We start from the raw sequence: 14,205 nt of genomic DNA, 5'->3' as shown, positions 1-14,205 counted from the left end.
CCGTCGCGCCGTCCATGGGGAGTGGCGCTTTACCGGGGATGAACGGCTCCTGTGCAGTCGTCATGCAGCCATGATGCAGGCGGCGGGAAATTCTCCGCTTGCACCCGGCGTCATTACACCTCGTCGCGCGGCTTGAAGTCCAGTCCGGCGCTGTTCATGCAATACCGCAGGCCGTTGACGCCGGGACCATCGGGAAAGACATGGCCCAGATGCCCCTCGCATTTGGCGCAACGCACTTCGGTGCGGATCATGCCATGGCTGGCATCGCGAATCTCCTCGACCGCGTCGATATCGACCGGCGCGGTGAAGCTGGGCCAGCCCGATCCGCTGTCATATTTTTCCTCGGCATCGAACAGCTCCGTCCCGCAGCCGGCGCAATAATAGACGCCGTCGGCCTTGTTGCCGTTATATTTGCCGGTAAAGGCCCGTTCTGTGCCTGCTTCGCGCAGCACATGATATTGTTCGGGGGAAAGGCGGTCGCGCCATTCGGCTTCGCTCAGGGTCAGCTTGTCCATGGGAGCAATATGGCGCTGTATGACAGGCCGTTCAAGAGCCGGTTCAGGCCCGTTCCCGCGCCGCCTGCCGTGCGATGGCCAGCAATTCGTGACGGACCAGCAGGTCGCCGGTGCCCCGGCCCGACCGGGTGGCGCGTTCCGCGTCCAGCAGGCGCTGAATGACGCGGGCGATACCGGGCGCATCCCATGTCCGCACCTGGCGCGTCACCAGCCCCTTTTCCTTCCAGAAGACCGCCTTGCCTGCCGCCTCGACCGCCCCCTCCAGCCGGCCGCTGGCGTCGAAATCGGTGCGGATGTTGGCGATCAGCATCGCCCGGCCCAGCAACGGGCGGATGACCGCGGCCATCGCCGTGCCGGTTTCGTTGAGGCTGCTCAGTTCGCGGTGCATCGCCTTCAGGTCGCCGCCCAGTACGGCGTTGACCAACGGCGCCACCTCCGTATCGGGATTGTCGGCGGACAGCGCGTCAAGCGCCTCTGCGGTCGCCTCGCGCGGGCGATCCGGTGCGGCGTCCAGATAGAGAATCAGCTTCTCGATCTCGCCGTTCATCAGCGCCCGATCGCCATTGGCAAGCGCCACGATCCGCCGGGCGAGGTCCGTCGACAGCCGCAATCCACCGTCGCGGGCGATGCCGATGGCGATCTGTTCCGATTCGCGCGCGTCGGGCTGGTAGGAGATGCAGGCCATGACGGCCTTGTGCTCCAGCGCCAGCTTGACCAGCTTCGACGTTGCCTTGAGCGCGCCGGCCACCGCGATCACCGGGTTGCCGACTGCCTCCGCCTCCAGCAGGGCCGTTAGCGCCGGCACCGATTCCTCGCCCATATTGCCGATGCGAATCCAGCGCTTGTCGCCGAACATGGAAAAGGCGGCGGCTTCGTCCGCAAGGCGCGCGGGATCGTCCTTCAGCGTCGCGCCATCCAGGTCGATGCGCTCTGCCTGTGGCCCCATCGCCCGCTCCAGCCGCTTGGCGAGCGATTGGCTGCCTGCCTCGTCGGGGCCGTAGAGCAGGAAGAAGCGGGTGTCGGCGGCCGATGTCTGACCGGCCGCGTCCAGCGCCCGTTCGATCTGGCCGCGATTGGCTTTCAAGGATTGGCGGCCTTGCGCGAATAAATTGCCAGACGGGTGATGATCTGGTCCGCTACCGTCTGCGACAGCCGTTCCAGCGCCGTATCTTCGGCCGCGATGGTCGCATATTCGCTGGAGGTGACGTCGATGCCCGCGTCCGATCCGGCGGTGTCGTCCAGCAGCTGCGCGCCGGTGCTTTCATCGACCAGTTGATAGCGCGCCCGAAGCGTGCGGCGCTCGCGGGTGATGGCGGCGTCGGCCCGCAGGCCGAAGCCGGCGATATTGTCGTCCAGCTTCACCACCAGCTTGTAATGCGGGCCGGACCCGCCCTGCATGGCGGCGAGTCGGTCATTGAGCGCATTGCGCATCAGCCAGCCGGCCTTGCCCTCGATCGGTTCGACCGTGACATTGCCCAGCGCCTGCGCCACTGGCCCATGCCCGCCCCCGCCATAGACGGGGCGCAGCCCGCAGGCAGTGAGGAGCAGAGGCAGGGCGATAAGGGGCAGGATGCGCTTCATGGATCAGACCTTTAACCGTTCGGGCTAGGCTTGTCGAAGCCCCTTCCTGCCTCTCCGGCCGATTTAGATGACGATATTCACCAGGCGACCGGGCACCACGATGATCTTCTTGGGGCTTGCGCCATCAAGCGTCCGCACCACGTTGGGCGCGGCCAGGGCCAGCTTTTCCAGCTCGTCCTTGGGCGTATCCTTCGCCACCGTGATGGTGTCGCGCAGCTTGCCCATCACCTGGCAGGCGATGGTCACTTCGTCATCGACCAGCAGCGCCGGATCGACCGTGGGCCATGCGGCGTCGGCGATCAGGCCGTCTCCGCCCATCTCCGCCCAGCCCTCTTCGGCCAGATGCGGCGTCATCGGCGCGACCAGCAGCGCCAGGCTGCGGATCGCGGCGGTGCGCGATGCCGATGGCTTCGCCTTCTCGATCGCGTTGGTCAGTTCGTAGATCTTGGCGACGGCCTTGTTGAAGCCCAGCGCCTCGATATCCCTGGCGATGCCATCGATGGTCTGGTGGAGCTTGCGGTCCAGCGCCTTGTCTTCGCCTTGCGCCGACGCATCGGCTTCGCCGAACAGGCGCCACACGCGGTTGACGAAGCGCCACGATCCTTCGATCCCGGCTTCGGTCCAGGGCAGGTCGCGTTCCGGCGGGCTGTCCGACAGCATGAACCAGCGCACCGCGTCCGCGCCATATTGGGCGATGATATCGTCGGGATCGACGACATTCTTCTTGGACTTGGACATTTTGATGACCCGGCCGACCTCGACCGGCGCATTGTCCGCGACCAGCGTGGCGCCGTCCGACGTGCGGGTGATTTCACCCGGCGCGAAATAGACGGGGGGCAGGCCCTCGCCCTGTTCGCGGCTGTACGTCTCATGCGTCACCATGCCCTGCGTGAACAGGCCGGTGAAGGGTTCGGCAAAGTCCAGCTGCCCCATATGCTGGAGCGCGCGGGTCCAGAAACGGGCATAGAGCAGATGCAGGATCGCATGTTCCACGCCGCCAATATATTGTCCGACCGGCAGCCATTGCTCGACCGTGGCACGATCGAACGGCTTGTCGGACGGCTGGCTGGCGAAGCGGATGAAATACCAGCTGGAATCGGCGAAGGTGTCGAGCGTGTCCGTTTCGCGCACCGCCGGCTTCCCGCAGGACGGGCAATCGACATGCTTCCAGGTCGGATGACGGTCGAGCGGGTTGCCGGGAATGTCGAAGCTGACATCGTCGGGCAGCACGACCGGCAACTGCGCCTTGGGCACCGGCACTGCGCCGCAATCTTGGCAATGAATGACCGGGATCGGCGTGCCCCAGTAACGCTGGCGCGACACGCCCCAGTCGCGCAGGCGGAACACGGTCTTGCCCGCGCCCCAGCCTTCCGATTCGGCCCGGCCGATGATCGCGGCCTTGGCATCCTCGACGGTCATGCCGTCCAGGAATCGGCTGTTCACCAGATTGCCGGGGCCGGTATAGGCTTCGTTGTGGATCGGCGCGTCGGCCTCCCCTTCCAGCGCGACGACACGCTCCACGGCGAGCATATATTTGCGGGCAAAGTCGAGGTCGCGCTGGTCATGCGCCGGCACGCCCATGACGGCGCCCGTGCCATAGTCCATCAGCACGAAATTGGCGATGAAGACGGGCAGGTGCCATTCGGGGTCGAAGGGATGCGCGACCGTCAGGCCAGTGTCGAAGCCCAGCTTCTCCGCCGTTTCCAGTTCGGCCGCGGTGGTGCCGCCTTCCTTGCATTTTTCGATGAAGGCGACTGCGTCCGGATTGTTCGCCGCCACCGCCTGCGCGACCGGATGGTCCGCCGCGATCGCGACGAAGCTGGCGCCGAAAATCGTGTCCGGCCGGGTCGAATAGACCTCGATCCGGCTGTCGAACGGCGCCACCGGTTCGAAATGGAATTGCAGGCCGACCGACTTGCCGATCCAGTTTTCCTGCATGGTCCGCACCTTGTCGGGCCACTGGTCCAGGCCTTTCAGCCCCTCCAGCAGGTCGTCGGCGAACTGGGTGATCTTGAGGAACCATTGGCTCAGCTTGCGCTTCTCGACCAGCGCGCCCGAACGCCATCCGCGCCCGTCGATCACCTGCTCGTTGGCCAGCACCGTCATGTCGACCGGATCCCAGTTGACCGCCGATTCCTTGCGATAGACCAGGCCCGCTTCCAGCATGTCCAGGAACAGCGCCTGTTCATGGCCATAATAGTCCGGCTCGCAGGTGGCGAGTTCGCGGCTCCAGTCGATCGCAAAGCCCAGCTTCTTCAGCTGCGCCCGCATATTCGCGATATTGTCGCGGGTCCAGGAACCGGGATGAACCTTCTTTTCCATGGCCGCATTTTCGGCCGGCATGCCGAATGCGTCCCAGCCCATAGGATGCAGCACTTCATGGCCGGTCATCCGGCGGAATCGCGCCAGCACGTCGCCCATGGAGTAGTTGCGGACATGACCGATATGGATGCGCCCCGACGGATAGGGGAACATCTCCAGCACATAGGAACGCGGCTTGGTCGAGGCGTCGTCTGCCTTGAAGCTCTGCTGCTTGTCCCATGTCGCCTGCCAGCGGGCGTCGGCCTCCAGCGGGTTGAAGCGCCTTTGCATGTCATGTCCTTACAAATGCGGGCGGGCTGGGCCTATTGCAAAGCCCAGCCCGAAAGGTTTGAAAAATCGGGCATCTGTCATGCCCGCAAAGGGTTAAGGTCAGCCGATCGCCGTGCGGCGCAGGTCGCGCGCCTTGGTGAGGATGATCTCCTCCAGCTTCTGCACGGTGGCGGCGGCGACCGGGGCGTCGACCCATTGGCCGCCCTGATTGACCTGGCGGCTGGCGGCGACGCGCAGGGCGTCGGCGCGCAGATCCTGGTCCAGAATCGACACGGTCAGCTTCATCCGTTCATTGGGCGTGTTCGGATTGGCGTACCAGTCGGTGACGATCACGCCGCCGTTCGAATCGGTCTGCACCATCGGCATGAACGACAAAGTGTCCAGCGATGCGCGCCACAGATAGGCGTTCACGCCGATCGTCGTCACCTTCGATGCGGCGATGTCGGCTTTGGGCCGATCCTTGGCCCCGCCACCGCAGGCGGCAAGCGGCAGGATCGCGACCAGCAGAAGGCCGGCGGTTGCAGAGGCGGAAAGGCGGCGGACCATCAGGCATGTCCTAGCTAGGAAAGACGAAAAACTGCCCGCTTCTATAGTGGCCGTGCGCCATGGGGCAAGGGCTAGGATAGGCAATGGCTCCCTCGCATGGCATGGGATGCTCTGGTAACGCTCACTACAGCTTCCGCCGACCCTGTGTATTCCGTGCAACAGCTCAGACAAAAAGCCGTTCCAGCCCTAGCCAATGGAGGCTTTTGCGGTGTAAAGCGTTGTCAACTATATACGGGCGGGAACAAGAGTCGGGTCATGCACATCAAAAGGGGACATTTGCTGGGAACGGGTGCGGCGATCGCCGTGACTGGCTTCCTGCTGTCGCCTGCGATCGGCGCCGTGACTAATCTGGCAAGCCTGCGTCCTGAAGCGCCCGCTTCACTGGGAAGCATCGACTCTTTCACGCCCACGATCAAGGACCCGCGGCTGGCCGCGGCCTATGCCAGGATCGTAGCCTCCGCGAATCAGCGCGGCTTCCGTTTCACGCCGACCAGCGGTTCGCTCAGTGGCCAGCGTTCGGTGACGGTGATGGTGCGTGCGGCTGGCGACGATCGTGTCGCCATTAACCGCACGATCGACACGCTGGATATCAAGCCCGTCGCCTTCAGCCTGAACGGTGCGCATAACTGGCGCAAGTTCGCCCTGCCCGACGCGGTCGGTCGCAAGGCGCTGGATCCCGTGCCGGTTCAGACCATGGTCGATGCGAAGAATTTCTCGCTGGATGACGGCAAGAAGGATCGCTTCAGCACCAAGGTGTTGCTGGAAAACCGGCGTGAAGCGGGTACGACCACGACCGTACGCAATCCCTCTGCGGACAAGGATTATTCGCTGGATCTCGCCAGCTCCTATTCGCTGACGCGCAACCTGAACGTGACTGCGGGCATCCGCTATAATAATAGCGTGGCGGGTCGTCTGACCCCGATGACCGATGATCGCCAAGACAGCCAGGCCGTCTATCTGGGCACGGTCTTCAAATTCTGATTCGGCCTTAAGGCCGCTGTTCCACATGGGGTGATATTACCGATCAGGGACGGATGTTTTTCGTTCCGATAGGGGATCGTCGGGTCCACGCGGATTGCCGATTCGGGAAAGGGTTTTTTCCCCTCTCCCGAATGTCCACATGTCAGCCTCTTTCCAATATTCGGTCTATAACCGGCGAAGGTAGCGGCATGCCGCCGAAATGGGCGGTCAGATTCCCCATCAATGTCTGCGCCATCCGCCCCACGGCTTCATGGGTCGCCCCGCCGGTGTGCGGGGTCAGCACTATATTGGGCAGGTCGGCCCAGCGCCGGGGGTCGGTCGGTTCGGGATCGAATACATCGAGCGCCGCGCCTCCCACACGTCCGGTGCGCAGCGCGTCGATCAGCGCGGCCTCATCCACCAATTGCCCTCGCGCGACATTCACCAGCAACCCCTGCGGACCCAGCGCGTCGAGAATGCGGGCGTCGATCATGCCACGATTATCCTCGTCGGCCCGCGCCGCGACCAGCAGGATGTCGCTTCCCCGTGCCAGCGTTTCCATGTCATCCGTCCTTGGCCAGGGCAGGTCGGGCTTGGGGCGTGGTCCCCACCATCCGATCACCATCTTCATCGCCTGCGCGCGTTCCGCCGCCGCGATGCCGATCGCGCCCATCCCCACGATGCCCAGCCGGGCTCCGTTCATCGATCGGGTGCGCATCTTGCTTTCGATCGTCCACTGGCCGGCCCGCACATGGCGGTCGCCTGCCACGATCCAGCGACGGTGGGCCAGCATCAGGCCGATGGCATGGTCGGCGACATCTTCCGCATTGGCATTGCCGGCATGGGCCACGGCGATACCCCGCTGCCGGGCGAGCGCCAGGTCCACCCCGTCATAGCCCACGGTGAAGCAGGCGATGAGGGTGAGGCAGGGCATGGCATCCAGCAGGTCGCGGCCGAGAGGGAATTCGCCCGCCCACACCAGCGCATCGACCCTGCGCAATTGATCGGGCGCCGGCGATTCCCACAGGGCGATGACGTCATGGTCCGCGCGCAACAGCGGCAGCAGTGGCGCCAGCAAGGGCTGGCCCACCAACAACAGGGGACGAGCCATGGCTCAGCCGATCTGCCGCAAAGCCTGGGCGAAATCGGCGATCAGATCGTCCGCATCCTCGCAGCCGATCGAAATGCGCACCATATTGTCGCCGATCGCCAGTGCCTTCTTGCGCGCCGCCGGCACCGACAGATGCGTCATGGCGGCGGGATGGCTGGCCAGCGTCTCGGTCCCGCCCAGACTCACCGCCAGCTTGGCGATCTTGAGCGCGTCGAGGAAAGCGAACGCCTCCGCCTCCCCACCCTTGAGGTAGAGCGAGAAGGTCGATCCTGCGCCGGTGCAGTGGCGGCGATAGATATCGGCCTGCCGCTCTGTTTCCGGGAAGCCCAGATAGACGACCTTTTCCACCTGCGGCTGGTCCTTCAGCCAGGTACAGACCTTCTGCGCATTCTCGCCCGCCCGGCTCATCCGCAATTCCAGAGTCTCCAGGCTGCGCAGCAGCATCCAGGCGCTATGGGGATCGAGTATGGTGCCGATGGTGTTACGCATCAGCCGAATGGCGTTGATCAGCCCATTGGTGCCCAGCACCCCGCCCGCGACCAGATCGCTGTGCCCGCCGGCATATTTGGTCAGGCTGTAGATCACCAGATCCGCACCATGGGCGATCGGCTTGTGCCACAGCGGCCCCAGGAATGTATTGTCGATCGCGATCGGCGGCACATGCTCTTCGCCCGCGAACAGCGAGTCGCGCCGCGCGACAACTGCCTCCAGATCGACCAGAACATTGGTCGGATTGGCCGGGCTCTCCAGATAGAGCAGGGCGACGCGGCCCAACCCCTTCGCCTTTTCGATCGCGGCGCCAATCTCTTCCTCGGTCGCGCCAGCGGGAAAATCGATCCATTGCACCCCGAACTTGCCGAGGATGCGGCCGATCAGTGATTCGGTCGCGGCATAGAGCGGCGCGCTGTGCACGATGACATCGCCCGGCTGCACCAGCGCCAGCAAGGTGGTGGCGATGGCCGACATGCCGCTGGAAAACAGCAGCGCATCTTCCGCTTCCTCCCATACCGACAGTCGATCTTCGCAAATTTCCTGATTGGGACCGTTGAAGCGGGAATAGACCAGCCCTTCCGATCCGCCGGGGCGGATGCCGGTCACGCCCTCGAAATGGCGCTTGCCCGCAGCGGCGCTTTCGAAGGCGAAGGTGGAGGTCAGGAAGATAGGCGGCTTCAGCGAGCCTTCCGATAAAGTGGGGTCGTAGCCATGGCCCATCATCAGCGTGGCGGGCTTCAGCTTGCGCCCGTCGATTTCCATGATCGGCGCTTTGGGACGGCGCCGATTGCGCGGGGCTTCCACACCGGTCAGGTCGGCTTCGGTAACATCGGGGGTAGGATCGGGCGTTTCGCCGGTCATCGTCATGTCTCCTGCTGGCGGCGTCTGTTGCACCGCTGTCATGGGCGGGAGTGTAACGCAGGGGACCAGCAAAGAGCCAGAGAAAGAGCGTAAGATTATTTCTCGCTGCTATTTGTTTATTCCGCACATGCCAAGGCGTTGTGTCAGGCGACCAGCCCTTCCTCCACCTCGACATCCACTGGCGCGCCGTCCGGTCCCACCGGCTTATGCGGTGGGAGGAAGCGCCCTACATTGAGCGTTTGGGCATAAAAGCCCCACCATTGGGTCCAGAAGGCGGCCGGCATGAACCAGATGTCGAAAAAAATATCGGGCGCCACTTGGGTGCTGATTTTCTCGGTCATGATCTCTCCATAAGGCGTGCTGCGCGACACCCCTATACGCATGATCCCCAGGGGAGTTGCGCGCTTCTGAAGGCAGACGGCCAATCTAACATGGCGGCAACCCGATGGCAAAGCGCGATGCTGACAGGACAGACGGTGACACCCGCCCTGGGGCATCCTACATCCCGGTGATGCCCGTCGCCCTCCCCGCCATCATCGAAAGCTGGTTCGCCACGCGCGGCTGGCGCCCGCGACGGCATCAGATGGATATGCTGGCGGCGGCGGAACGGGGCGACCACGCCTTGCTGGTCGCCCCGACGGGCGCGGGCAAGACGCTGGCGGGTTTCCTGCCCAGCTTGGCCGACCTGATCGAGAACCCTACCGATCGCTTGCACACGCTCTACGTCTCGCCCCTCAAAGCACTGGCGGTCGATGTCCGCCGCAACCTGCTGACGCCGATCGAGGATATGGGCCTCTCCATCAGTGTGGAGACGCGCACCGGCGATACGCCGTCCGATCGCAAGGCGCGGCAGCGCGTCCGCCCGCCGCAGATATTGCTGACCACGCCCGAATCGCTCTCGCTGCTGCTCAGCTATCCCGACGCAGCGCTGCTTTTTTCGGACCTGAAGACGGTGATCGTGGATGAGGTTCACGCCTTCGCCACGCAAAAGCGGGGCGACTTGCTGAACCTGTCCATGGCGCGCTTGCAGGCGATCAATCCCGCGCTGCGCCGCGTCGCCCTGTCCGCCACCGTCGCCGATATCGACGCCTATCGCGCTTGGCTGGCACCCGATGGCGATATCGACATGGTGACGCCCGTCATGGGCGAAGCGGGCGCGGACCCCAATGTCGCCATCCTGATTCCAGAAGGTCGCGTTCCCTGGTCGGGCCATTCGGGCAAATATGCCGCGAAACAGGTGATGGCGGAGATCGAAGCGCGACAGACGACCCTGGTCTTCTGCAACACGCGCGGCCTTGCCGAACTCATCTTTCAGGAACTCTGGTCGGCCAACGACGCCAATCTGCCGATCGCCATCCACCATGGCAGCCTGTCGATCGAAGCGCGGCGCAAGGTCGAAGCGGCGATGGCGGCGGGCAAGCTGCGCGCCCTGGTGGCGACCGCCAGCCTCGATCTTGGCGTCGATTGGGGCAATGTCGATTGCGTCATCCAGATGGGCGCGCCCAAGGGCAGCTCGCGCCTGCTCCAACGCATCGGTCGCGCCAACCATCGACTGGACATGGCATCCGAAGCGATCCTGATCCCCGGCAACCGCTTCGAATATCTGGAGGCCCGCGCGGCGCTGGACGCGGTGGAGGCCGGCGAGCGCGATGCCGATGATTTCCGCGCCGGCAGTCTGGATGTGCTGGCCCAACATGTCATGGGGCTGGCCTGTGCCGGCCCGTTTCGCGCGGAGGAATTGCTGGCGGAGGTGCAATCCGCCACGCCTTACAGCGCGCTCACTCCGCAAGCCTTCGACCATGTGCTGCATTTTATCGAGGGCGGCGGCTATGCCCTGCGCGCCTATGACCGGTTCAAGCGGCTGACGCAGGATGCGGATGGGACCTGGCGCGTTTCCCATCCCCGCTTCATCCAGCAGCACCGGCTGAATGCCGGCATCATCGTCGATCAGCCCGCGCTTGCCGTCCGCTTCGCCAATGGACGAAAGCTCGGGACGGTGGAGGAAGGTTTCGCCGCCACCCTGACGCCGGGCGACAGTTTCTTCTTTTCCGGCATGGCGCTGGAGGTCGTGCGGATGGACACGAGCGATCTGGTGGTGCGGGCGACCTCGAAACAGGCGCGCATCCCCAGCTGGGGTGGCACCCGCATGGCCATGTCCACCCGCCTTGCCGACCGGGTCCGGCATTTTCTGGCGCAGCCGCAGGAATGGCATCGCTTTCCCGAAGATGTGCGCGAATGGCTGGAGATGCAGAAACTGCGCTCCGCCCTGCCCCAGCCCGGCCAGTTGCTGGTCGAGACATTCCCGCATGAGGGGCGCCATTACCTCATCTGCTACAGTTTCGAAGGCTGGAATGCGCACCAGTCGCTGGGCATGTTGCTGACCCGGCGAATGGAAAGCCAGGGGCTTATGCCGCTTGGCTTCGTGTCCAACGACTATGCGCTGGCGGTCTATGGGTTAAAGCCCGTCACCGATCCCAAAAGCCTCTTCTCGGCCGACATTCTCGACCATGAATTTGTCGATTGGGTCGAACAGTCGAGCCTTCTGAAGCGCGCATTCCGCGACGTGGCGGTAATTTCCGGCCTGATCGAGCGCCAGCATCCGGGCAAGCGCAAGACCGGACGGCAGGTCACTTTCTCCACCGACCTCATTTACGATGTGCTGCGCAAATATCAGCCCGACCATCTGCTGCTCAAGGCCGCCTGGGCCGACGCCCGCGCACGCATGACCGATGTCGGGCGGCTGGGCGACCTGATCGACCGGGCGAGCCAGACCATGCTGCATGTGACGCTGGATCGGGTCAGCCCGCTGGCGGTGCCGGTGCTGATCCTGATCGGGCGCGAACATGTCGCGCAGACGGCGGCCGAAGATGCGCTGTTGATGGAGGCCGAAGCCTTGGTGGCGGAAGCGATGCGGGTAGATCCACCCTAGCCGCCCAAGCCGTTCATGCTCGCGAACGGATCGTCGGTCGCATCCTCGTTCCAGCGATATTCGGCGCGATGGGCGACCCAGTGGGCCATATCTTTCCCATAAAGTCTGGCGATCAGGCCTAGCGCCATGTCCGTGCCCGCAGAAATGCCGGAGGAAGAGATATATTTGCCGTCCTCCACCCAGCGCGCTTGCGGCACCCATGCCACCTTCGCACCCTGCGCCGTCGCCCATTTCCAGGCCATCTTGTTGCTGGTCGCCTTCACCCCGTCGATCAGGCCGGTCTTGGCCAGCAGGCCCGATCCGGTGCAGATCGTCGCGACCTGCGGTGTTGCCTGCGCGATGGCCTTGATCGACTCCATGAAGGCGGGATTATTCACTTCCCGGCGCGTGCCGATGCCGCCGGGGATCATGACGATGTCCAACTTCGGCGCATCGGCAAAACCATAATCGGCCACCGCTTGCGGGCCGGCCCCGCTTCTGACCGGTCCAGCCTTGTCCGCGATCATCAGGATTTCGACGCGATCCTTCAGCATCCCGAACATTTCCAGCGGCCCGAACACGTCGAGCAGTTCGAACCCGTCGAACAACAGCATGCCCAGCTTCTTTTTCGGGCCGCTGGGTGCGACGGGCGGCTGGATGCTGATCTGCGCTGCGGCCTTGCCGGACAGGCTCAGTGTCGTCAGGGTCGCAGCGGCGATCAGCAGGTCACGGCGGGATGCGTCAACGGTCATGCTCTTGTCCCTTTCAGCGGGCGTTCCATCGACATAACGATCAGAACGGATCTTCCCGCATATCCTCCCGGTCGCCGCCGCACCCCTTCAACGTGCCTTCGCCAAAAGCGACCTGCACCCGGTCGGACCAGATCGCATCGCTCATGCCATCGCTGCACGGCCCTGCGGTCGCGGTCATGGTGAAGCCATCGCCCAGATAGCGGATCGCCCGATCATCGCGTTCATGGGCCACATCATAGCGCAGCGGCCGGTGGTCCGGTCGCTCCAGCAGGGCGATCGGGCCGCGCACGGTCACGGCCCAGAAAGGCTCGGTCCCAATCGCCCGATAGTCGGCGATTGTCGGGCGCGTTGCTGGTGTTTCACGTGAAACCAAAGGCTTGGGATCGGTAGTCGACAAAGGCGCCGGCTCGGGCGGCCCTATTGCCGCATTGGCGACGCTATTGTTGATGGGCGCCGCAACGCCCGGTGCCGCTTCGCTGTGGTTGGTGGCCGGCTCTTCGTCGCCGCATCCGCCCAGCAGCAGGATCGGCAGAAGCAGCCAGGCGTTTCTCATGCGCCGACCGCGTCGCGGCGGAAGCAATCGGCTGCGTGGTCGTTCACCATGCCGATCGCCTGCATCCAGGCATAGACGATGGTCGGCCCGACGAATTTGAAGCCGCGCTTTTTCAGATCCCTGGAAATCGCTTCGGACAGGTCGGTCTTCGCCGGGACATGCACCCCGTCATTGCAGATCGGCTGACCACCTACGAACGACCAGACATAGGTTGCAAAATCCTCGCCCGAATCGCGCATGGCGCAAAAAATCTGCGCGCCCCGGATCGTCGCGACGATTTTCGCGCGGGCGCGCACGATGCCGGAATCGCCCATCAACCGCTCGATATCGGCCTCGCCGAACGTCGCCACCTTGTCCGGATCGAATCCGGCAAAGGCAGTGCGGAACGTCTCGCGCTTGCGCAATATGGTGATCCAGGACAGGCCCGCCTGGAACCCCTCCAGCATCAGCATTTCCCAGAGCATACGCGAATCGCGCTCGGGGACGCCCCATTCCGCGTCATGATAGGCGCAGTAAAGCGGGTCCGCCGCACTCACCCAGCTACAGCGTGGCAGTGCGGCGTCGCTCATGGTCTGCACCAAAGCATATCAGTAAAAAGCCCCTCACGCATTTCTGCTAAATCTGCCCAATTCCCCAAAGCGATTCCGTGGACAAGGGAAGCGATTTAATGGACGGAGCGAAGCTCCAGAAGCGATTGAGTAGTCGACTTTTGCGCTGCAATCAAACCTAAGTGAAAATGGACGGGTTGGCTGGTGCGCTAGCTTCGAAAATGAAGTGTCTTTCAAGCCCGTCGAAATCTGACACCACATCGAAATAGGCTGCAGCTTCGCGCTGAAATTGCATAGGCACCAGCGCCGAAGTGCCAAGCATGATCTCAGCTTGGTATCCTTCTGCGATATGCCGGTGGCAGCTCCCAACTGCGGTAGCTTGCCGCGCAAAATTTCTACGCGGTCTAGGTGCCTGCGCGTTGGTCCACGCTTCCCATTGCGCTCAATATGGTTGGGACCAAATTCTACTAGACGCTCTGCGATCTCACCGACCGTTTTATCCGCAAGAAGCCGTTTACACTTGATGATAAACACGTCCCCGGTCGATGAATTCCACGCCAAGGTATCGACATCGCCATCCTTCGCAGCCCCACCAAGGCGCGTCATGAGGAATTCCGGTTCAGCCTGAAGACCGAGTGCCTTCAACTGGTCAGCAACCTTGTGATTGAAGGCATGCCCAAGCCGATCGATTGCGCCACCACCCAAGAGCGCATCTCCTTCGACCGAAAATAGGAGTCCGGGAGGCGCGCATTATAAGCTCTGAGTGCATGATCCACTCCATGCTGA

At 63.6% G+C, this 14,205-nt stretch carries 14 protein-coding genes; 2 read left to right on the top strand and 12 right to left on the bottom strand.

Features of this window, described 5'->3' with window-relative positions; translation table 11 throughout:
• Window positions 1-113: 113 nt before the first annotated feature.
• The 5 genes from msrB to AC07UX_RS17180 form a co-directional block, all read right to left on the bottom strand.
• Window positions 114-515, bottom strand: coding sequence for a peptide-methionine (R)-S-oxide reductase MsrB (gene msrB / locus AC07UX_RS17200; protein WP_495193195.1), 402 nt, complete (start codon window positions 513-515; stop codon window positions 114-116).
• A 43-nt stretch (window positions 516-558) separates the two neighbouring features.
• Window positions 559-1,599 carry a DNA polymerase III subunit delta gene (holA, locus tag AC07UX_RS17195; RefSeq protein WP_495193194.1) on the bottom strand — a complete coding sequence of 347 codons (1,041 nt, stop codon included), beginning with the start codon at window positions 1,597-1,599 and terminating at the stop codon, window positions 559-561.
• A complete protein-coding gene (gene lptE / locus AC07UX_RS17190; RefSeq protein WP_150426582.1) occupies window positions 1,596-2,096 on the bottom strand; it encodes an LPS assembly lipoprotein LptE in 501 nt (166 codons plus the stop codon). The genes holA and lptE overlap by 4 nt, the downstream gene beginning before the upstream one ends.
• Window positions 2,097-2,159: 63 nt before the next feature.
• Complete coding sequence (leuS, locus tag AC07UX_RS17185; RefSeq protein ID WP_495193193.1) at window positions 2,160-4,688, bottom strand: leucine--tRNA ligase; 2,529 nt, start codon at window positions 4,686-4,688, stop codon at window positions 2,160-2,162.
• Between the two features lie 99 nt (window positions 4,689-4,787).
• Complete coding sequence (locus AC07UX_RS17180; RefSeq protein ID WP_495193192.1) at window positions 4,788-5,234, bottom strand: DUF3576 domain-containing protein; 447 nt, start codon at window positions 5,232-5,234, stop codon at window positions 4,788-4,790.
• Between the two features lie 255 nt (window positions 5,235-5,489).
• Here AC07UX_RS17180 and AC07UX_RS17175 point away from each other — a divergent pair, with 255 nt between their 5' ends.
• A complete protein-coding gene (locus AC07UX_RS17175; RefSeq protein ID WP_495193191.1) occupies window positions 5,490-6,215 on the top strand; it encodes a hypothetical protein in 726 nt (241 codons plus the stop codon).
• 142 nt (window positions 6,216-6,357) lie between these two features.
• On the opposite strand, the gene AC07UX_RS17170 is transcribed toward AC07UX_RS17175, so the two are convergent.
• The 3 genes from AC07UX_RS17170 to AC07UX_RS17160 form a co-directional block, all read right to left on the bottom strand.
• On the bottom strand, window positions 6,358-7,305 hold the full coding sequence (locus AC07UX_RS17170) for a 2-hydroxyacid dehydrogenase (RefSeq protein WP_495193190.1): 948 nt from the start codon (window positions 7,303-7,305) through the stop codon (window positions 6,358-6,360).
• A 3-nt stretch (window positions 7,306-7,308) separates the two neighbouring features.
• Window positions 7,309-8,658, bottom strand: coding sequence for a cystathionine gamma-synthase family protein (locus tag AC07UX_RS17165; protein ID WP_495193260.1), 1,350 nt, complete (start codon window positions 8,656-8,658; stop codon window positions 7,309-7,311).
• Window positions 8,659-8,801: 143 nt separating this feature from the next.
• On the bottom strand, window positions 8,802-8,999 hold the full coding sequence (locus AC07UX_RS17160; RefSeq protein WP_495193189.1) for a hypothetical protein: 198 nt from the start codon (window positions 8,997-8,999) through the stop codon (window positions 8,802-8,804).
• A gap of 170 nt (window positions 9,000-9,169) precedes the next feature.
• Here AC07UX_RS17160 and AC07UX_RS17155 point away from each other — a divergent pair, with 170 nt between their 5' ends.
• On the top strand, window positions 9,170-11,587 hold the full coding sequence (locus AC07UX_RS17155; protein ID WP_495193259.1) for a ligase-associated DNA damage response DEXH box helicase: 2,418 nt from the start codon (window positions 9,170-9,172) through the stop codon (window positions 11,585-11,587).
• Here AC07UX_RS17155 and AC07UX_RS17150 read toward each other — a convergent pair.
• From AC07UX_RS17150 to AC07UX_RS17135, 4 genes are read right to left on the bottom strand one after another with little or no spacing between them, the layout of a single operon-like run.
• On the bottom strand, window positions 11,584-12,318 hold the full coding sequence (locus tag AC07UX_RS17150) for a DJ-1/PfpI family protein (RefSeq protein WP_495193188.1): 735 nt from the start codon (window positions 12,316-12,318) through the stop codon (window positions 11,584-11,586). The genes AC07UX_RS17155 and AC07UX_RS17150 overlap by 4 nt on opposite strands.
• Window positions 12,319-12,358: 40 nt before the next feature.
• Window positions 12,359-12,871 (bottom strand): membrane-like protein, encoded by a 513-nt coding sequence (locus tag AC07UX_RS17145; RefSeq protein ID WP_495193187.1) that lies wholly within the window; start codon window positions 12,869-12,871, stop codon window positions 12,359-12,361.
• The gene (locus AC07UX_RS17140) at window positions 12,868-13,440 is read right to left on the bottom strand and encodes a DNA-3-methyladenine glycosylase I (RefSeq protein ID WP_495193186.1); all 573 of its coding nucleotides are present in this window, start codon (window positions 13,438-13,440) and stop codon (window positions 12,868-12,870) included. The genes AC07UX_RS17145 and AC07UX_RS17140 overlap by 4 nt, the downstream gene beginning before the upstream one ends.
• Before the next feature lie 33 nt (window positions 13,441-13,473).
• Window positions 13,474-14,124 carry an anti-phage protein Upx-like protein gene (locus AC07UX_RS17135; RefSeq protein ID WP_495193185.1) on the bottom strand — a complete coding sequence of 217 codons (651 nt, stop codon included), beginning with the start codon at window positions 14,122-14,124 and terminating at the stop codon, window positions 13,474-13,476.
• Between the last annotated feature and the right edge of the window lie 81 nt (window positions 14,125-14,205).

This window comes from Sphingobium sp. GW821-FHT02B05 (genome assembly GCF_059421905.1).
The sequence above is the reverse complement of the archived record's forward strand: the minus strand, read 5'-3'. Positions and strand labels throughout refer to the sequence as shown.

What these genes read in the sequence shown, in the direction of transcription:
- msrB (WP_495193195.1), bottom strand. Translation starts at nt 515, where the DNA reads ATGGACAAGCTGACCCTGAGCGAAGCCGAATGGCGCGACCGCCTTTCC.
- lptE (WP_150426582.1), bottom strand. Translation starts at nt 2,096, where the DNA reads ATGAAGCGCATCCTGCCCCTTATCGCCCTGCCTCTGCTCCTCACTGCC.
- leuS (WP_495193193.1), bottom strand. Translation starts at nt 4,688, where the DNA reads ATGCAAAGGCGCTTCAACCCGCTGGAGGCCGACGCCCGCTGGCAGGCG.
- AC07UX_RS17180 (WP_495193192.1), bottom strand. Translation starts at nt 5,234, where the DNA reads ATGGTCCGCCGCCTTTCCGCCTCTGCAACCGCCGGCCTTCTGCTGGTC.
- AC07UX_RS17175 (WP_495193191.1), top strand. Translation starts at nt 5,490, where the DNA reads ATGCACATCAAAAGGGGACATTTGCTGGGAACGGGTGCGGCGATCGCC.
- AC07UX_RS17170 (WP_495193190.1), bottom strand. Translation starts at nt 7,305, where the DNA reads ATGGCTCGTCCCCTGTTGTTGGTGGGCCAGCCCTTGCTGGCGCCACTG.
- AC07UX_RS17165 (WP_495193260.1), bottom strand. Translation starts at nt 8,658, where the DNA reads ATGACCGGCGAAACGCCCGATCCTACCCCCGATGTTACCGAAGCCGAC.
- AC07UX_RS17160 (WP_495193189.1), bottom strand. Translation starts at nt 8,999, where the DNA reads ATGACCGAGAAAATCAGCACCCAAGTGGCGCCCGATATTTTTTTCGAC.
- AC07UX_RS17155 (WP_495193259.1), top strand. Translation starts at nt 9,170, where the DNA reads ATGCCCGTCGCCCTCCCCGCCATCATCGAAAGCTGGTTCGCCACGCGC.
- AC07UX_RS17150 (WP_495193188.1), bottom strand. Translation starts at nt 12,318, where the DNA reads ATGACCGTTGACGCATCCCGCCGTGACCTGCTGATCGCCGCTGCGACC.
- AC07UX_RS17145 (WP_495193187.1), bottom strand. Translation starts at nt 12,871, where the DNA reads ATGAGAAACGCCTGGCTGCTTCTGCCGATCCTGCTGCTGGGCGGATGC.
- AC07UX_RS17140 (WP_495193186.1), bottom strand. Translation starts at nt 13,440, where the DNA reads ATGAGCGACGCCGCACTGCCACGCTGTAGCTGGGTGAGTGCGGCGGAC.